This window comes from Streptomyces sp. CA-278952, from assembly GCF_028747205.1.
Lineage (GTDB): Bacteria > Actinomycetota > Actinomycetes > Streptomycetales > Streptomycetaceae > Streptomyces.
Map to the genome: position 1 here is coordinate 5,370,503 of NZ_CP112880.1, position 17,946 is coordinate 5,388,448.

18 protein-coding genes and 1 pseudogene are annotated in these 17,946 nt (G+C 71.7%); 12 read left to right on the plus strand and 7 right to left on the minus strand.

Annotation, left to right across the window (positions count from 1 at the left end; genetic code table 11):
- Positions 1-71 precede the first annotated feature (71 nt).
- Positions 72-269, minus strand: a complete 198-nt coding sequence (locus tag N7925_RS24060; RefSeq protein ID WP_003969056.1) for a hypothetical protein — start codon at positions 267-269, stop codon at positions 72-74.
- Between the two features lie 94 nt (positions 270-363).
- Positions 364-3,657, minus strand: a complete 3,294-nt coding sequence (locus tag N7925_RS24065; protein ID WP_443032355.1) for a type 2 lanthipeptide synthetase LanM family protein — start codon at positions 3,655-3,657, stop codon at positions 364-366.
- A 371-nt stretch (positions 3,658-4,028) separates the two neighbouring features.
- Between N7925_RS24065 and N7925_RS24070 the strand changes: the two genes are divergently transcribed.
- Both N7925_RS24070 and N7925_RS24075 read left to right on the plus strand, forming a co-directional pair.
- The gene (locus tag N7925_RS24070; protein ID WP_274346547.1) at positions 4,029-4,463 is read left to right on the plus strand and encodes a DUF6232 family protein; all 435 of its coding nucleotides are present in this window, start codon (positions 4,029-4,031) and stop codon (positions 4,461-4,463) included.
- The gene (locus N7925_RS24075; RefSeq protein ID WP_274345122.1) at positions 4,460-4,804 is read left to right on the plus strand and encodes a hypothetical protein; all 345 of its coding nucleotides are present in this window, start codon (positions 4,460-4,462) and stop codon (positions 4,802-4,804) included. The genes N7925_RS24070 and N7925_RS24075 overlap by 4 nt, the downstream gene beginning before the upstream one ends.
- A 122-nt stretch (positions 4,805-4,926) precedes the next feature.
- On the opposite strand, the gene N7925_RS24080 is transcribed toward N7925_RS24075, so the two are convergent.
- Positions 4,927-6,027, minus strand: coding sequence for a LacI family DNA-binding transcriptional regulator (locus N7925_RS24080; protein ID WP_265601525.1), 1,101 nt, complete (start codon positions 6,025-6,027; stop codon positions 4,927-4,929).
- A gap of 109 nt (positions 6,028-6,136) precedes the next feature.
- Between N7925_RS24080 and N7925_RS24085 the strand changes: the two genes are divergently transcribed.
- The 4 genes from N7925_RS24085 (at position 6,137) to N7925_RS24100 (ending at position 10,117) form a co-directional block, all read left to right on the plus strand.
- Positions 6,137-7,288, plus strand: coding sequence for a Gfo/Idh/MocA family protein (locus N7925_RS24085; protein ID WP_274345123.1), 1,152 nt, complete (start codon positions 6,137-6,139; stop codon positions 7,286-7,288).
- A 40-nt stretch (positions 7,289-7,328) separates the two neighbouring features.
- Positions 7,329-8,480 carry a dihydrodipicolinate synthase family protein gene (locus N7925_RS24090; RefSeq protein ID WP_274345124.1) on the plus strand — a complete coding sequence of 384 codons (1,152 nt, stop codon included), beginning with the start codon at positions 7,329-7,331 and terminating at the stop codon, positions 8,478-8,480.
- Entirely contained in the window at positions 8,477-9,313 is an 837-nt protein-coding gene (locus N7925_RS24095; protein WP_265601528.1) for a sugar phosphate isomerase/epimerase family protein, read from the plus strand. The genes N7925_RS24090 and N7925_RS24095 overlap by 4 nt, the downstream gene beginning before the upstream one ends.
- A 249-nt stretch (positions 9,314-9,562) precedes the next feature.
- Entirely contained in the window at positions 9,563-10,117 is a 555-nt protein-coding gene (locus N7925_RS24100) for a DinB family protein (RefSeq protein WP_274346548.1), read from the plus strand.
- Between the two features lie 217 nt (positions 10,118-10,334).
- Here N7925_RS24100 and N7925_RS36195 read toward each other — a convergent pair.
- Positions 10,335-10,472: pseudogene (locus tag N7925_RS36195) on the minus strand (VOC family protein); the annotation flags it as partial.
- A 302-nt stretch (positions 10,473-10,774) separates the two neighbouring features.
- Here N7925_RS36195 and N7925_RS24105 point away from each other — a divergent pair.
- From N7925_RS24105 to N7925_RS24120, 4 genes are all read left to right on the plus strand, one after another.
- Positions 10,775-11,656 carry a lysozyme gene (locus N7925_RS24105; RefSeq protein ID WP_265601530.1) on the plus strand — a complete coding sequence of 294 codons (882 nt, stop codon included), beginning with the start codon at positions 10,775-10,777 and terminating at the stop codon, positions 11,654-11,656.
- Positions 11,657-11,773: 117 nt separating this feature from the next.
- Complete coding sequence (locus N7925_RS24110) at positions 11,774-12,421, plus strand: peptidoglycan recognition protein family protein (protein WP_274345125.1); 648 nt, start codon at positions 11,774-11,776, stop codon at positions 12,419-12,421.
- A gap of 155 nt (positions 12,422-12,576) precedes the next feature.
- A complete protein-coding gene (locus tag N7925_RS24115) occupies positions 12,577-13,980 on the plus strand; it encodes an AAA family ATPase (RefSeq protein WP_265601532.1) in 1,404 nt (467 codons plus the stop codon).
- Positions 13,977-14,735 carry an HNH endonuclease gene (locus tag N7925_RS24120; protein WP_274345126.1) on the plus strand — a complete coding sequence of 253 codons (759 nt, stop codon included), beginning with the start codon at positions 13,977-13,979 and terminating at the stop codon, positions 14,733-14,735. The genes N7925_RS24115 and N7925_RS24120 overlap by 4 nt, the downstream gene beginning before the upstream one ends.
- A 57-nt stretch (positions 14,736-14,792) precedes the next feature.
- Here the strand turns inward: N7925_RS24120 and N7925_RS24125 are convergent, their stop codons facing one another.
- Positions 14,793-15,017, minus strand: coding sequence for a DUF397 domain-containing protein (locus N7925_RS24125; RefSeq protein WP_274345127.1), 225 nt, complete (start codon positions 15,015-15,017; stop codon positions 14,793-14,795).
- On the minus strand, positions 14,989-15,828 hold the full coding sequence (locus tag N7925_RS24130) for a helix-turn-helix domain-containing protein (RefSeq protein ID WP_274345128.1): 840 nt from the start codon (positions 15,826-15,828) through the stop codon (positions 14,989-14,991). The genes N7925_RS24125 and N7925_RS24130 overlap by 29 nt, the downstream gene beginning before the upstream one ends.
- Before the next feature lie 143 nt (positions 15,829-15,971).
- Here N7925_RS24130 and N7925_RS24135 point away from each other — a divergent pair, with 143 nt between their 5' ends.
- Both N7925_RS24135 and N7925_RS24140 read left to right on the plus strand, forming a co-directional pair.
- The gene (locus N7925_RS24135) at positions 15,972-16,289 is read left to right on the plus strand and encodes a hypothetical protein (RefSeq protein WP_274345129.1); all 318 of its coding nucleotides are present in this window, start codon (positions 15,972-15,974) and stop codon (positions 16,287-16,289) included.
- The gene (locus tag N7925_RS24140) at positions 16,286-16,657 is read left to right on the plus strand and encodes a hypothetical protein (protein ID WP_274345130.1); all 372 of its coding nucleotides are present in this window, start codon (positions 16,286-16,288) and stop codon (positions 16,655-16,657) included. The genes N7925_RS24135 and N7925_RS24140 overlap by 4 nt, the downstream gene beginning before the upstream one ends.
- 12 nt (positions 16,658-16,669) lie before the next feature.
- On the opposite strand, the gene N7925_RS24145 is transcribed toward N7925_RS24140, so the two are convergent.
- Complete coding sequence (locus tag N7925_RS24145; RefSeq protein ID WP_274345131.1) at positions 16,670-17,842, minus strand: epoxide hydrolase family protein; 1,173 nt, start codon at positions 17,840-17,842, stop codon at positions 16,670-16,672.
- Between the last annotated feature and the right edge of the window lie 104 nt (positions 17,843-17,946).

Genomic DNA, 17,946 nt, shown 5'->3' on the forward strand with positions numbered 1-17,946 from the left:
GCTACTGGAGCCCCAACCCCTACGACAGCGGGCCAATCCTGCTTATTTAGCGTTGAGTTGGCCGGAATCGCTCACCACGGGGCTGTCATGGTGGTCCACGGCAGGTCGTGGCTGTAGCCGCTCTCGCCCTCCGATGCGCTGAGAAGTCTGCCGCGCGCACCGAGACCTCCGGTGGAACCCAGGGAGATCTGCCCCGCCGGGTGCTCGGGCGTGCCCTCGTGCGCGATCTCGCCGGACGCCTGCAGGGCCGATTCGCCGAACTGCTTCATCTCTGCCTCATCCTCTGGGTGGTGGTGGTGGTGGTGGTGGTGGTGGTGCTGGTGCTGGTGCTGGTGGTCGCCGTCGTCGGAATCCGTGGTTCGGTCAGGGGGCGCGGGAGGGGCGTAGGAGCAGCGCGGACCCGATCCGGTCGGGGAACCCGGCCCGCAGCAGCCCGTGCCCGATCCCCGAGAGCCCGGTGAGCAGCCCCGGGTGCGGTACGAGGCCGGGCGTCCCGCACTGCGGGCCCGCCCGGTCCGCCGAGGCCAGCAGCGTCCCGGCCCGGCGCATCCACGCGGGCCGCGCTGCGGGGAGCGCGCCGTGGCCGAGGAGTTCGAGCAGCCCCGACTCCCCGTGGCACAGGCTGTCATCGGCGAGCGGCCTGATGCCCGCCAGCTCGCCGGAGCGCGCCGCGAGCCAGCCGGACAGCTCCGGGTCCGCCAGCGCGTCGGGGCTGTCCGCGATCGCCAGTGCGATGCCGGCCACCCCGTCGCACCAGGCCGGCCCGGCAGCCACTCCGCCGGCCACTCCGGCAGCCGCCTTGGACGCCGTTTCGGACGCCGTTCCGTGAACCGGCCCGGCGGTCGCTCCGTGCGGCGCTCCGGCGCTGGTCACGCGGTTCGCTCCGGCCGTCGCCCGCCGCAGGGCCTCCAGTCCGGCGTCCCGGTGGCGGGCGTCGCCCCCGGCCCCGGCGAAGCGCAGCAGCGCCCAGCCGATCCCCGCCGCCCCGTCGGCGAAGCCCCCGGCGTCAGGGAGCGGGGCGGCGGCGATCCGCTCGGCGCAGCGCTCGGCGCCACGCCAAGCCTCGGGGCGGCCGGTGACGCGGTGCACCGCGAGCAGCGAGACGAGCCCGCCCGCCGCCCCGCCGCGCACCCCGTACCCGTCCTCGGCCGCGCTCGCCGCGCAGCTCAGCCGGACGGCGGGACCGGCCTGGTCCAGCACCTCCCGGTCGCCCAGCAGCGTGCCCACCTCGGTCAACGCATAGGCGATGCCGCCGAGGCCCGCGAAGGCGCCGGAGCCCAGGGAGCCGAGTTCGTCGGCCCGCCCGTGCAACGCGTCCAGCAGCCCCGGGACCGGGGCGAGCGCCTCATGGGCCGCCTCCGCGTACCGGGAGGCGCCGGTGAGCGCGGCCAGTTGCGCCAGGAAGAGCGCGGGCCCCGTGTAACCGCCCGCGAGGTCCGCCGCCATCGGGGTGAGCCGCCAGTAGCGCTCACCGAGCAGTTCGAGCCCGATCCAGTTGGTGCGGCGCTCGTGCCGGTAGGCGAGGGAGACGAGCTGGTCGCCCACCGACCGTGCGGCGGATAGCAGTTGCTCGGGTTCCGGTGCGGTCGCCGCGCTCCGCGACCGGCCGCCCGGCGCCGCCCGGTGCGGCGGCTCGGGCGAGGTGCTCACCATGGCGGCCCGGATGATCCGTTCCTGGTCCTGGCGGTCCACGGTGTCCATCGCACGCACCTTCGCCTCGACGCGAGCCAGCCCGGTGGGGCCGACGGGGCCGCCGCCGGGCTGCCCCGGGACCGTACGGCCGGTGCCGCTCCACAGCTCCGTGCCTCCCGGCCGGGTGCCGAACACCGGCACGTCACCGCGCCACAGCTCCGCGACCTCCTCGTCCTCCACGCCGGGCAGCGCGGGCCTGCCCAGGAGCGGGGTGCGCAGCAGCGAGAGGACCTGGTGGCGTTCGGTGGCGTCCCGCATCAGGTCGGGGTGGGTCGACTCGTCCAGCAGCGTCGTGTACGTCCAGGTCGGCCGGGGTACGACACGCACCTCGTCCCGCGCGAAGAGCCGCAACAGGCCGTCGGCGCCGAGGAGTTCGTCCCGGTGCTCGCTGACCGCGGTGTATCCGGCGCGGAAGCCGCCGCACAGGGCCTCGGTGTACGCGGAGGGGTCGGCCGCCACTCCGCCCAGCCGGGGCCGGTTGGCGGACTCGGTGAACCGGCCCGCCCGCCGCACCAGCCGCATGCGGTCGGTACCGGCGTCCGCCCAGTCGGCGGTCTCGATCGGCGACGACGCGGCCCGGCCCCCGCCGATCGCGGACATGTCGAGCGCGGTGGTGTCCCCGACGAGCAACTGGGGCAGCAGGCCTACCCGGTGGACCGAGTCGTGCAGCGCCCGGGCGGCCGGGTCGGCGGACCGGGCGGGCCCCAGCGGCGGGTGGAACAGCGTCTCCACATCGACCAGCACCGGGTGCGGGCCGCAGGCGATCAGGTTCTCGTGGTGCAGATCCGTACCGTCCAGCGTGTGCAGCAGCGCCAGCAGCGCACCCTGACGCCGGTAGAACTGCCGGGTCTCCGCCGCCGAGGCGCAGGGCCGCTCCTCGACGAACTCGGCCCAGCCGTACTCCCCCCGGTCCAGGACCCGCAGCACCCGCAGCTCCGGGGCTCCGGGCAGCGAACCGAACCACTCGGCCAGGGCGTTGAAGTGCCGGTGCGCCGCGAGCGGACGCGGTTTGTAGACCAGCCGGGTGCCGTCGGCGAACCGCAGCAGCATCACCGACCGGCCGCCGCGGTGGCTGTCGCCCGCCCCGGCCTCGACACCGGTGAGCGCCCCGGTGCCCGCGCTCCCGCCGCGTACGCCCTCCGGGGAACCGGCCCGGTCGCCGAGCACCCCCGAGGGGGTCAGCAGGTGCCGGTCGGCGGCGAGCCGCGCGGCCATCTCCGCGAACGCGTCCCCCGCGTTCAGGCAGGCCGTCGCGAGGAGGCGGGCCAGCACCGGGTAGCCGGTGACGAGCAGGGCGAGACCGTCGCGGCGGGCGGTCCGCCGTACGAAGTCCCGGAAGCGTTCCTCGGACCCCTCGCCGCTCAGTCGGCCCAGCCGCCGGGCCTCGTGCAGTTCCGTGACGAGGGTGCGCGCCGCGATCCGGGACAGCCGGCGCGTCAGCTGCCGCCGGAAGTCCGCCAGGAGGTTCGAGGAGCCGTCTGCCGCCGGGCTGTCCGCCGCCGGGCCGGCCGCGAGGCCGTTCCCCGAGCCGTTGACCGGGCCGCCGACCGCCGGGCCCCCGACCGCCGGGCCGTCCTTCGCGAGCGCGTCCCGGAGCCGCCGTGCCGCCGCCTCGACGAACGGTGCGACGACCGGCCCGAAGCCGCTGAGCCCGGGGTATGCCCGGTCGGGGACCACCACGTCACGCGGCGCCGAGGCGACGGCCTCCCGGGCGAAGACCGCCCAGCCGGGTTCGCCGGCGGGGCTGCCGCCGACGACACCGGGAAGCCACCACGGCGCCCCTGCCGTGTCCCTGAACGCGACGGAAGCGGCGGAAGCAGACGCCACGGAAACGGCAGGGACCGGCTCGACGGATGCGGCAGGGGCGGGGCGACGGCTCGTGCCTCTGTCGATCAGATCCTTCTCCGCCACAGCTCCGCACCTCCCCGGTCCCGGGCCGGCCCCGGTCGGGCCGCCCGGATCCATCGTGGCGGGGGAGCGGGTGGGGCGCATGGGGGAGTCGCCCCCATCTTTCGCCCTTCGGCCCGCAGAAGCCGGTAACGCGCCGCCGTGCCACCGGGATTGGCGGTTTCTCGCCTGCCGCTCAGGGCCGGGCTGATGCTTAATAGGCCTCCCGCGCATGCGGGGTGAGTGACGAGTGCACGGGGGAGCGCATGAACACCACAGGGAACAGCGGGCAGCCGTCGCCACCAACGCCACCGTCCGGACCCCCATCCTCACCCCCGTCCTCACCCCCGTCCTCACCACCGCCGGGTCCTCCGGCCGGGCCTCCCTCGCAGCCGCAGCCGCAGCCACCACCGCTACCTCCGCTGCCGCGCCCGGGAGGCGTCCTGGAGATATCGGTCAAGCGCCGGATGCTCTGGATCGGAGCGGCGGCCCTGCCGCTGCACAATCTCACCCGGGTCGAGGCCATCAAGATCAAGCCGGAGCGGAACGTCCTCCGTTTCCTGCTGGGGCTGGGGCTGGTCGCCTTCGTCTATTCGGTGACCGACTGGGCGCCGGTTCTCGTCCTGCTGATCATCATGGTCGTCTATTTCGTCAAGGCGCTCATCGCACCGGAGAAGCCGGTCCTGGTCGTGGAGACGGCCGGCGGCTCCTTGGTGCTCGTGACTCTGCCGAGCGTGGACGAACTGCGGGGGATCGCCGGGCAGATAGTGCACGCGATCGACCATCCGGAAGCCGAGTTCACCGCACACGTGCACCAGTTGAACAACTACAACGGCCCCGTGTTCAACCAGAACGGTGGTCAGAACACGGGGATCAGGCTATGACCGAACCGACGCACCACTCGACCTACAACGGCCCCGTCTTCAACCAGAACGGCGGCCAGAACATCGGCGTCAACTACGGCTATGTCGGCGCCGTCCAGGACTCGGAACTCCGCGCGGCCGTGGAAGAACTGAAGTCCCAGCTCCGCACTCTCACTGCCCACCTCACCCCGGAGCAGGCCCGCACGGTCGAGGAGACCCTGCCCGTGCTCGCCCTGGACCGCGAGGCCATGACCGAGCGCGGCCTCACCCTGGCGCGGCTCAGCCAGATCGCGAACAGCCTGGGGCCCGTGGCCCAGCCGGTCGCGGACGCGCTCGGACGGCTGCTCGGCCTGCTGGGCTAAGGGCCGCCCCGCAGGTCCCCGGCCCCGCAGGCCCCCCGGCCCCGCAGGCCCCCCGGCCCCGCAGGCCCCCCGGCCCCGCAGAGCCCCGGCCCCGGGGGCCGCGGCCCCGCCGGGCCGCCGGCTCACCCCCGAGGCGCCGCCGTGGACCCCCGGATCATCAGCTCGGCCGCGATGGTCGCGATCCCCCCGGGCGGCGGGTCCTCCTTGCCCATCGCGAGCCGGCCGGCCCGGGCGCCCGCCTCGAAGAGCGGCAGCCGCACCGTCGTGAGGGCCGGCACCGCGTCCACCGAGAACGGCAGGTCGTCGAAGCCCGCGACCGAGATGTCCTGGGGGATCCGCATCCCCTGGTCCCGGACGGCCGCGCACGCGCCCAGCGCCACGGTGTCGTTGGCGGCCACGATCGCGGTCACATCCGGTGCCCTGCGCAGGAGTTCGAGGGTGGCCTCGTAACCGGAGCGCCGGTCGTAGGGGCCGTGCACGGTGAGCAGTTCCTGATCGTCGGAGCTCCGGTCCCCGTCAGCCCCGGCCCCGGCGGTGTCCAGCCCGGCGGTGCGCAGCGCCTCGCGATGGCCCTCCAGCCGGTGCCGGGTGGTGGTGCGCTCCGGGGGCCCGGCGACGTAACCGATCCTGCGGTGGCCGAGCGAGATGAGGTGCTCCGCGAGCCGGCGTCCGCCGCCCCGGTTGTCGAACGCGAGCGCGGCGACGAGGGCGTCCCCCTCGGGCAGCGGGGGCCGCCCGCAGAAGACGATCCGGGTGCCCGCGTCCGCGAGCTTCGCCAGCTTCGCGGACATCGCCGCCTGGTGGGCCGGGTTCTCGACCGCGCCGCCGGTGAGGACGACGGCGGCGGCGCGCTGGCGCTGGAGGAGGGTGAGGTAGGTGAGCTCGCGCTCCGGGGAGCCGCCGGTGTTGCAGATGACGGCCAGCTTCTCGCCGCCCGCCCGTCCGGAACCGTCCCCGGGGCCGCCGATCTGCGTCTGAGCCGCGCCCGCCATGATCCCGAAGAACGGGTCGGCGATGTCGTTGACCAGGATGCCGACCAGGTCCGATGTGGCCGCGGCGAGCGAGCTCGCGGGCCCGTTGAGCACGTAGTCCAGGTCGTCCACCGCGCGCAGGACCCGCTCCCGGGTCGACGCCGCCACCGGGTAGTTGCCGTTCAGCACACGCGAGACGGTGGCCGGGGACACCCGGGCGCGGGCCGCCACATCCGCCAGGGTGACTGTCATCGCTGTCCTCCGTGAGATCACGTGCGGCCCCCTCTTGTCCGGCCGCTGTCGGCAGGCTAGCGTCATCTCGCATAGAAAGCGCTTGCTACGGCTGTATGGAGGGACCTTCGTGACACGCAGGACAGTGCGCATCGCCATGAACGGCGTCACGGGACGGATGGGATACCGGCAGCACCTGGTGCGCTCGATCCTCGCGATCCGTGAGCAGGGAGGCCTGGATCTCGGCGACGGCGAGGTGCTGTGGCCCGAGCCCGTGCTCGTCGGCCGCCGCGCCCACGCCCTGGAGGAACTCGCCGAGCGCCACGGTCTGACCGAGTGGTCGACCGACCTGGACGCGGTCCTCGCGGACGACACGATCGACATCTACTTCGACGCCCAGGTCACCTCGGCCCGGGTGGAGGCGATCAAGAAGGCGATCGCGGCGGGCAAGCACGTCTACACCGAGAAGCCGACCGCCACGGACGTCGAGGGGGCCCTCGACCTGGCCCGGCTCGCCCGGGACGCGGGCATCAAGCACGGCGTCGTGCAGGACAAGATCTTCCTGCCGGGCCTGCTGAAGCTGAAGCGCCTGATCGACGGCGGCTTCTTCGGCGAGATCCTCTCCGTGCGCGGGGAGTTCGGCTACTGGGTCTTCGAGGGAGACTGGCAGGAGGCCCAGCGTCCCTCGTGGAACTACCGCGCCGAGGACGGTGGCGGCATCGTCGTCGACATGTTCCCGCACTGGGAGTACGTGCTCCACGAGCTGTTCGGCCCGGTCACCTCCGTAACGGCCCATGTGCAGACGCACGTTCCGCAGCGCTGGGACGAGCAGGGCAAGCCGTACGAGGCGACCGCCGACGACGCCGCGTACGGCATCTTCCAGCTGGCGGGCGGGGCCGTCGCGCAGATCAACTCCTCCTGGACGGTACGGGTCAACCGCGACGAGCTGGTCGAGTTCCAGGTCGACGGCACCCACGGCTCCGCCGTCGCCGGGCTGCGCAACTGCCGTGTCCAGCACCGCTCGTCGACACCCAAGCCGGTCTGGAACCCGGACCTCCCGGTCACCGAGGCGTTCCGCGACCAGTGGCAGGAGATCCCCGACAACCAGGAGTTCGACAACGGCTTCAAGGCGCAGTGGGAGCTGTTCCTGCGCCACGTGGTCCTGGACGAGCCGTACGCCTGGGACCTGCTGGCCGGCGCCCGGGGCGTCCAACTGGCCGAGCTGGGGCTGAAGTCGTCCGCAGAGGGCCGCCGCTTCGACATCCCGGAGCTGACCCTGTGACCCGCGCGACCGCCTCGCGGCGCCGCCGGAGGCCGCTGACATGACGATCCACCTCCCGCAGGGCCCCTACACGCCCCGCGCCACACCGCTCGACCTCGCGCCGGGAGCGCCGGCCCCCACCTCCCGTACGGTCTTCTCGGCGGCGCACGTGGTCGCGGACCCGTACGCGGACATCAGCCCGGACGACCCGGCCGCCGTCGACTGGGAGTCCACACTCGCCTTCCGCCGCCACCTGTGGGCCCACGGCCTGGGCGTCGCGGAGGCCATGGACACCGCGCAGCGCGGCATGGGCCTGGACTGGGCGGGCGCCGCCGAACTGATCCGCCGCTCGGCCGCCGAGGCGAAGGCGGCGGGCGGCGCGATCGCCTGCGGCGTCGGCACCGACCAGCTGCCCGACGACGGTCCTACGCCCACCCTGGCCGAGGTCCGGGCGGCGTACGAGGAGCAACTGGCCCTGGCCGAGGGAAACGGCGTCCAGCCGATCCTCATGGCCTCCCGCGCGCTGGCCCGCGCCGCACGGGGCCCGGAGGACTACCTCGCCACCTACGCCCACCTCCTGCGCCAGGCGTCGGAGCCGGTGATCCTGCACTGGCTGGGTCCGATGTTCGACCCGGCCCTGGAGGGCTACTGGGGCAGCGCCGACCTCGACGAGGCCACGGACACCTTCCTCAAGGTCATCGCCGAACACCCCGACAAGGTCGACGGGATCAAGATCTCCCTCCTGGACGCGGCGCGCGAGATCGACGTACGCCGCCGCCTCCCGGGCGGGGTGCGCTGCTACACGGGCGACGACTTCAACTACCCGGAACTCATCGCGGGCGACGAACGCGGCTTCAGCCACGCCCTGTTGGGCATCTTCGACCCGCTGGGCCCCCTGGCGGCGCACGCGGTGCGGGTGCTGGACACGGGAGACGTGGACGGCTTCCGGGCCCTCCTGGACCCCACGGTCGAGCTCTCCCGCCACCTCTTCCGGCCGCCGACCCGCTTCTACAAGACGGGCGTGGTGTTCCTGGCCTGGCTCTCCGGCCACCAGGACCACTTCACGATGGTGGGCGGACTCCAGTCGGCGCGCTCGCTCCCGCACCTGGCGAAGGCGTACGAACTGGCAGACGGCCTGGGCCTGTTCCCCGACCCGGAGGTGGCCGAACACCGGATGCGCTCCCTGCTCGCGGTCCACGGAGGCGCACGATGAGCGACGACCACCTCTCCCGCCTCTCGCTCAACCAGGAGACCCTCAAGCAGTGGTCGCTGCCCGAGCTGGCCGAGGGCTGCGTCAAGGCGGGCATCGGCATGGTGGGCCTGTGGCGGGCCCCCGTGCAGGCGTACGGCGCCGAGCGCACGGCCAGGCTCATGGCCGATGCCGGGCTCACCGTCACCAGCCTCTGCCGAGGCGGCTTCTTCACCGCCCTCGACCCGGGGACACGCGCACGCGCCCTGGACGACAACCGGGCGGCGATCGACGAGGCGGCGGCCCTGTCCACCGACACCCTGGTCCTGGTCTCCGGCGGCCTCCCGCCCGGCAGCCGCGATCTGCACGGGGCCCGGGAGCGGGTCGCCGACGCGCTGGCGGAACTGGCCCCGTACGCGGCGGCGCGCGGCGTACGCCTGGCGATCGAGCCGCTGCACCCGATGTACGCCTCCGACCGCTGCGTCGTCTCCACGCTCGGCCAGGCTCTGGACATCGCGGAACGCTTCCCGGCCGAGCAGGTCGGCGTGGTCGTCGACACGTACCACCTCTGGTGGGACGACCGGGCCCCGGCCGAGATCGCCCGCGCGGGTGCGGGCGGCCGCATCCACTCCTTCCAGTTGGCCGACTGGATCACCCCGCTCCCGGCGGGCGTCCTGCTGGGCCGGGGCCAACTGGGGGACGGCAGCGTGGACTTCCGCGCGTTCCGCCGCCAGGTGGAGGCCGCCGGCTACGACGGCCCGATCGAGGTGGAGATCTTCAACGAGGCGCTGTGGGCCCGCGGCGGGGCCGAGGCCCTGGCGGAAGTTGCGGAGCGCTATGTGCAACACGCCTGCTGAGAGCCGTGCGCCAAGCCTCGGGTAAAGAGATCGCAAAGGGCTGCAACCTTTGCGTACCCTCCCGTGTCACACATGGCGTCGGGACTTCCGGGGAGGGGTCCGGGGGGAACGGGAAGGCCCGACGGGAGGGGAAAGCGAGGGGGGTCCGGCCGCGAGGCCGGGCCCCATTTCGCTTATCCGGCTCCGCGTTACCGTTCTGCCATGCCGGAGAAGACAGCGGAAGTCATGGTGGAGAGCGGGGCGGAAGCCATGACGGAGAGCGCGGCGGAAGCCTGGCCCGAGCCGCCCCTCGCCGGCACCGAGGCGGCAGCCGTCCTCGGCGCCCTGGAGCGCCAGCGGGCCACGCTCGCCTGGAAGTGCTCCGGCCTGGACGCCGCCGGACTGAACACCACGCTCGGCGCGTCCGCCGTCACGCTGGGCGGCCTGCTCAAGCACCTGGCCCACGTGGAGGACAGCCACTTCGCCCGCCTGTGGCTCGGCGCTCCGGCCGGCGCCCCCTGGGACGCGGTGGACCGGGACAGCGACCCCGACTGGGCCTACCGCTCCGCCGCCCAGGACACCCCCGAGCAACTGCGCGCGCTCTGGCGGGAGTCGGCGGCCCGCTCCCGGGCCGTCGTCGACGCGGCGCTGAGCGCGGGCGGTGGCCTGGACCAGCTCGGCGCCCACGTCACGCGCGGCGGCGAACGCTCGAACCTCCGCCGCATCCTCCTGGACCTCATCGAGGAGTACGCCCGCCACGTCGGCCACGCCGACCTCATCCGCGAGTCGGTCGACGGCCTGACGGGCGAGGACCCGCCGAGGTAGGCCGGAGCGCGGCACGGGCGGCCCCGGCGTGCGGCGCGCCGCACGAACTGACGAGCTGCCCCCCCGCCCGGCCGGACCGGGGCGTCAGCTCCGCAGTTCGGCGAGCCTGGACAGGGCGTCGGCGGCGGCCTCCCGTTCCTCGGCCCCGAGGTGGATCCCCGCAGCCTCTTCGAGCACCCCCGCCGCCCGCTCCGCGTCCCCCGTGTCCTGCGCGATGTCCCCGCGCAGAACGAGAAGGCGCGCACGGGCTCTTCTGGAGGTACGTCGTCTCGAAGCCCAGGGCGGTGCAGAAGTCGACGGTGGTCTCGATCAGCGAGGTACGGCAGGGCAGCATCGGGATGGTCGTCTCGGTCATGCGAGCAGCGTAGTCAAATTTGAATACTGGCGGCAAGAGATGGTCGGCGTTCGGTCGCCGCACCTATGTGCCCTGATGTGCCTGCGGGGCGGGATCGGGCGTCGGGGACCTTCAGGAGTGAAAATTCTCGCCGCTCCGGCGACGTTTTCGCAGGTGGGCCGTGGCGACACAGGTCTAGACCGAACGGCCTCTTTACGCCCCTCTCCGCCCGTGCGTTACTCATGTCATGTCCATGGCGTCCGGTAATCGGATGGCAGTCGGATGCCATGGATCTCTCCCCGTCAACGTGCCCGGAGGTGGCTATGCCCGCGTACCGTTCTCCGTCCCGCCGACTCAAGAGATCCAGAGGGGCTCTGCTCGCAGGAGCTCTCGGCAGCGCCGCGGCGCTGATCCTGACCGCTACGGGCACGGCCACCGCCGCGCCGCCCGCACCCGATGAGCCGGTCCGGTCCGGACAGGCGTGGATGGGGGCGGGGACCCGCATCGAGCAGGGCCCGGCGTCCTCGTCGGCGGGCGGCGTGACGCCGATGGACACCAGCGGCGTCCAGGGCATCGACGTCTCCCACTGGCAGGGGGCGATCAACTGGGGCTCGGTGAAGGCCGCGGGCATCGACTTCGCCTACATGAAGGCCACCGAGGGCACGTCCTTCAAGGACAGCCGCTTCAGCGCGAACTACACCGGTTCCTACAACGCCGGCCTGATCCGGGGCGCCTACCACTTCGCCCGCCCCGACGTCTCCAACGGGGCGACACAGGCGGGTTACTTCGCGGGCAACGGCGGAGGGTGGTCCAAGGACGGCAAGACCCTCCCCGGGGTGCTGGACATCGAGCACAACCCGTACGGCGCCATGTGCTACGGCCTCTCCACGACCCAGATGCGCACGTGGATCAACGACTTCTACACCACGTACAAGGCGCGCACCACCCGTGACGTCGTCATCTACACGACGGCCAGCTGGTGGAACACCTGCACCGGCAACTGGACCGGCATGGCCGCCAAGTCGCCCCTCTGGGTGGCCCATTGGGGAACCACCAGCCCGAACATCCCCAGCGGCTTCCCCACCTGGACGATCTGGCAGTACACGGCCACCGGCCGGGTCGCCGGGATATCCGGCGACGTGGACCGCAACAAGTTCAACGGCTCCATGACCCGGCTCCAGGCCCTCGCCAACAACACGGCCTAGCGGCCCCGACCCTGCGACGGCCGGGTGAGCGCAGCGGCTCACCCGGCCGTACCGCCGCCACCCGCCGCAGTCACCGCCGTTGTCTCTCCTACTGCCCGCACATACCAGGAGGCCGCCGTGAACCTTCCGCAGCCGTCCCGCCGCCACGTCCTGCTCGCCGGTGCCGGAGGCCTGGCGGCAGCCGCCATCCCGGGCGCGGCCCACGCCCTCGACGCCGTCGAACCGGACATCGACGGCACGTCCCGGTGGAATGCCCGCCCGCCGCGCAGCCCGGTCGAGCTGGTGGGAAAGCGGCCGACCATGATCGTCGTCCACCACACGGTCAGCGCCAACACCTCCGACGTCTCCCGCGCCCAGGCCCACGAACACGCCCACTGGGTCCAGGACCTCCACATGGACAAGAACGGCTGGACCGACACCGGCTACCACTTCCTCGTCAGCCGGGGCGGCTGGATCACCGAGGGCCGCCACCAGAGCCTCAGCACGCTGCGAGGCGGCAGGGACTTCGTCCTGGGAGCGCACACCTCCGGCCAGAACGGAGCGGGCATCGGCATCGCCAACGAAGGCGCGTACCACGACGGCGCACAGCCGCCCCGGGCCCAGTGGGAGGTCCTGGTGGCGCTCTGCGCGTACACCTGCGACCAGTACGGCATCGCGCCGAGCCGCATCTACGGGCACAAGGACTTCGGCGACACCCTCTGCCCGGGCGTACTCCACGACAAGCTGCCGCAGCTTCGCAGCGAGGTCGCGGCGAGCATGGGCTGAGCGGCGGGGCGTGCCGCATCACTTCTCGTAGACTCGACGCCTGAGCGATCCGCGCGGCGGCGACGACGGGGTGGGAACAGCATGGACGAGTGGCTGCCGACGCGGAACCGGAACAGCCAGCCCCGTACCTCCCACACCGGACGGAACCGCCATCCATGTACGTCTCCCGCGTGCGCGTCGAGAACATCAAGTCGTTCCACGGTCCGCGCGTCGTCGACCTGACCCTGACCCGCCCGGACGGTTCGCACGCCGGCTGGACGGTCCTCGCGGGACGGAACGGCTCGGGAAAGACGACGCTGCTTCGGGCGCTGGCCCTGGCCCTGAGCGGGCCCGGTGCGGCTCGCAGCCTGATGCCCGACTTCGACAACTGGCTAGCACGGGGCACGTCCGTGGGACGAGCGCAGGTATCGATCACGAGAGATACGGACTACGACCGGTTCACCACCGGGCGGCCTCCGCGCGCGGGTTTCGTGGCCGGTCTGACCTGGCGGGCACAACGGGGCGATGCTTCGGGCCCCAGGGCCTTCTTCAGGCGAGGGAGCCAGCCGTCGCTGGAGGAGATCCGCTACACCGACGCACAGAGCAGCACGGCCCAACGAGGCCCCTGGGCCGATAATCCGGTGGGGTGGTTCTGCGCCGGCTACGGGCCGTTCCGTCGGATGGCAGGCGGTTCGGGAAACGTCCAGCGCCTCATGATGGCTTCCGGCCCGGTCGCCCGGCAGGCGAGCCTCTTTCACGAGGACGCCTCGCTTGCCGAGGGGGTGACCTGGTTGATCGACCAGCATTTGCGAGCGCTGGAGGGTCGGCCCGGCGCTGTTGCTCTGAAGGCCGCCGCGCTGGCTATCCTGAAGGACGGTCTGCTTCCGGACGGGTACGAGATCGGTGACGTCGACTCCGACGGGCTGTGGGTCAGACGGGACGGCCACTGGTTCCCCCTCAGCGAGATGAGCGACGGATTCCGCACGGTGGCCGCACTGGTGGTGGACATCCTCAAACAGATCCAGGACGCCTTCGGAGATCTCACCTCGGAGGACGTGGAGAACGAGACCGTCATCAACAACGCTCCGGGCGTCGTGATCATCGATGAGATAGACGCTCACCTGCACGTCTCCTGGCAGCGCCGCATCGGACCCTGGCTGACCACGCATTTCCCCAACATCCAGTTCATCGTGACGACCCACAGCCCGTACATCTGCCAGGCTGCCGACCCCGGCGGCCTGATCCGGCTGCCGGGTGTCGGGGAAGACGCCTTGCCCGAGGTCGTATCGGAAGACCTGTACGAGCGGGTCGTCTACGGCAGCGGTGACGACGCGGTTCTCTCGGAACTCTTCGGGCTCGACACTCCGTACTCGGAGCAGGCCGAGCACGTCCGTGCCGAATTCATGGCGCTTGAATCCAGGGTGTACGAGGGGGACACGTCGTACGAGACGTTTGAGCGCTACATGCGGCTCAAGGATCTGCTCACCAGTTCCCCGGCCGCAAGGGTCGAGGAAACCTCGGCCCAACTCCGGCGCATTGTTCAGGAGATCAGGGACGGAGAGGCCGGCGAGGCGGGGTGATCCGACTGGAGCGGGCCCAACTCCCCTCGGACACGGCGACTTATCTCAAGGTCTACACCGAACTGGTCGAGCAGGCGAGCGAAGCCGACCGCAAGGAGACAGCCGCCGACCTATGGACCCACACCACGGTCCGTCGACGGGTGCGTGACGGTCTCATGGTCACCCTCGCCGATATGGCTCCCGGCCACCAGCGCTGCATGTACTGCGGTGACAGCCAGGGCACGGACATCGACCACTTCGAGCCGAAGAGCCTTGCTCCGCTCCGCACCTTCGAGTGGCTCAACCACTTGTTGGCCTGCGCGTACTGCAACAGCAACCAGAAGCGGAACAGCTTCCCTCGATCCGAAGCTGACGGTAGCCCGCTACTTATTGACCCCACGCTCCAGGACCCACTGGAGCACCTGCGGCTGGTCCTGCCGGTGTGTACGTACAAAGGACTGACGCCCCAGGGCGACGCGTGCATAGCCGTGTTCGGACTCAACTCCCGAGGCGTCCTCGTCGACGGCCGCAGAACGGCGTACGGAACCGCCAAGCAGTCGGTCGAGCTGTGGCGGATCGCCACGGACCGGGGCCAGCATGACAAGGCGGCGGAGATCGTCCGGTTGGCGTGGAACCGTCCGCTCGCGGATGTCCTGGCAGGGATGTTCCATCAGGCCTACCACCACGCTGCCGCGTTACTGTTCGTTGGCGAGGAGGAGACCCTCGGGCTGCTCCGGGACCGGGACCTGCGCGCGGCGTTCCTTTCCCGCGCCTGACTCCGTTCGGCGGCCCCGGCCGCGTGTGCCGGCGGGGCCGCTCCAGGAGAGGGGCGATCAGGCGGAGAAGTCGGCGTTCTTGATCGCGGTGACGAACGACGACCAGCCGTCTGCGGAGAAGGCGATGGCCGGGCCTGCGGGGGCTTTGCTGTCGCGGACGGGGACGGTGGTGTGGCCGTCCGCGACCTCAAGGCACTCGCCGTTGGCCCCGCCGCTGTAGCTGGACTTGCGCCATCCGGTCAGGCTCGCGCTGTCAGCGATGCTGGGCTCGGTGATGTGCATGTTCGTGCTCCTCCGCGATGCTTCTGACCAGCGCCACCGACTCGTGCCGTGGAGCCGCGTCACTCAGGGCGAGAGTGTAGGAGGTGTGACAGGCGGCAACCAGCGCCGGATCATCCAACAGGCACCCGTTCTGAAGGCCCTCGATATAGGCCATTGGGGCCGCGTCCGCGAAGTACAACAGATAGACCATGCCCTCTAGGAGCGCGTGCGCTCCGGAAGAGAGAGGCAGCACATGCAGGCGTACGCGACCGGAGTCGCCCATGTCCGCCACCTTGTGGAGTTGCTCCGCCATCACCTGCGGTCCGCCGACACGACGCCGGAGCGCGCCCTCGTCGAGTAGGACCCACGCCTCCGGAGCTGACGGGCTGTCGAGCAGCAAGCCTCGCTTGGCACGGCTGACAACCAGTTCGTCAAGTTCCTCCGCGCAGTAGTTCGGGCGGTATGCCTCGAACACGGCCCGCGAGTACGCCTTCGTCTGAAGCAGCCCAGGGATGAGCGAACCGCCGTACTGGCGGATCGCGCTGGCCTCCCGCTCCAGCTCGGCGACCACACCGAAGTAGTGCGCGAACGCCGGGTCCAGATCCTCCAACCACCGAGCGAAGAACCCGTCCGTGTTCAGCGCCCGGTCGATCCGCCGCGCATCGTCCGGGTTCGGCAGCCGCCGCCCCGCCTCGAAGTGGCTGATGAGCGTGGGCGAGCAGACGACCTGTTCGGCCAGTGCCTCCTGCGTCAGCCCCGCCGCGATGCGCCGCAGCTTCAGCTCCTCGCCGTACTTCTCCCGTGCCGTACGCGGCCTGCCGTTTGCTTTCATCCGCACGCAACTCCTCGACCTGACCGGTGTGCTGTCATGCCCGGCCCCCTGGAAGCGTAGCGACCTTTGACCTCACTCTGTGATGGGTTCGCTACAGAAAGAAGCGGCCCCGCACTTCGACGCATCCTGAGAAAGCAGGCCCCATGAAGCCCTCCCTCGCCCGGCTCCTGGAGCCGGCGCTGAGCTTCCTGATCCCCGCACCACGCAAACCGCACTCCGTGGAGCCGTACCTCTACCCCTACTCGTGCGCCTACGTCGGCGGGCCCACCGTCTACCGCACCAGCGAGCGTCCTCCGCGCGGCGAGGACAGTCCGCTCGTGCGCCCCTACTTCGTGGCGCACGAGCGGCGTGCGGCCGAGGAGCGGGCGGCCGGGGCGAGGCGGCGGCGCAAGCGGAGCGGGGCGCTGCTGATCGCAGCCCGCGACGTTCATCTCGGCCGGGTGGGCGGGGTCGTGGCATGAGGCTGAGCAGCGAACACGCCGACCGTGCCGAAGCCCCCGCGATGCGGCTGCTGCCGTGGACGGGCACGGGCGGAAAGCCCTGTTACGTCGTCGGGGACGGCACCGGCCATGTCTCGCGGATGGCCGACGACGTCGAGAGCATCCAACTGGACATGGCGGACGAACTCCTCGGGCACGCCGCCGATCTACTGACCGGCGAGGAGACCGTTACCGGTCAGCAGGTCCGGTTCCTCGCCGACCGGCTGACGGAGTCCCTGCGACAGATCGTGCGCATCGCGGAGAGCCGCGGCTCACGGCTCGACGCGCTCCTGCCGGACCGGCTCGAAACGGCTGCGGAGGGAGGTGCGCGGACCGAAGACCCTCGGTGAGCGGCGACCCGCTCACCGGCGCGCGGCCAGCACCGCCGCAAGGCCCTCCCGCAGATCGGCGACGAAGAATGCGGGCATCTCCAGCGACGGGAAATGTCCTCCGGCCTCGGGTGACCGCCACCGCACGATGTTCCGGTACCGCTCCTGGGCCCACGGGCGCGGTGTCTTGTCGATGTCGCGGGGGTACATGGTGATCGCCGCCGGGACATCGACCCGGAGTTCGGGGTCCAGCGAGTTGTGGCTCTCGTAGTAGATGCGGGCCGCCGACGCACCCGTCCGCGTGAGCCAGTACAGGGTGACGTTGTCGAGGATGCGGTCCCGGGAGATGGTCTCGAACGGGCTGTCCTCGGTGTCCGACCACTCGGCGAACTTGTCCAGGATCCAGGCGAGCAGCCCGACCGGTGAGTCGACGAGCGCGTAGCCGGTGGTCTGCGGCCGGGTCGCCTGCTGCTTGGCGTAGGCCGCGCGGTGGCGCCAGAAATGGTGGGTCTCCTCGGTCCACCTGCGCTCGGTCTCCGTCAGGCCGTCCGTGGTCAGGCCTGGCGGGGCCTCCGCGAACGTGGAGTGGACGCCGAGCACGTGATCGGGGAACCTGCCGCCCAGAACCGTGGTGATGTTGCCGCCCCAGTCGCCGCCATGGGCCAGGAAGGTGTGGTAGTCGAGCCTCCCCATCAGCTCCACCCACGCGGCAGCGATCTCCTCCGTGCCCCACCCGGTGGTGGTCGGCTTGCCGCTGAAACCGAAGCCCGGCAGCGACGGGGCCACGACATGGAACGCCGGCGCTTCCACGTCCTCCGGATCTGCCAACTCGTCCATGACGTGCAGGAATTCGGCGACGCTGCCCGGCCAGCCGTGCGTCAGGAGCAGCGGGGTGGCGTCCGGGCGCGTGGACCGGCGGTGCAGGAAGTGGATACCCAGGCCGTCGATGACCGTACGGAACTGGCCCATGCGGTTGAGGCGCTCCTCGAACGACCGCCAGTCGTACCCGGTGCGCCAGTACGCCACGACGTCGATCAGGTCGGCGAGCGGAACGCCCTGGTCCCATCGGCGAGGGCCGGGCGGGGCGTCCTGCACGGTCTCGGCCTCCGGTAGTCGAGCCGCGGCCAGTCTTGCCCGCAGATCGTCGAGGTCGGCGTCGGTCGCGTGGGTCTCGTAGGCGTGGACGTCGCTGTGCGGGCGGGGCATGGGGGCCTCCTGGTCATCGTGGGAGGCCGGCGCCGATCCATCGCGAACTCGTGCTGATCCACCACCGAACCGGCGCCGACTCATCGTGAACCGGCTAAGACGGT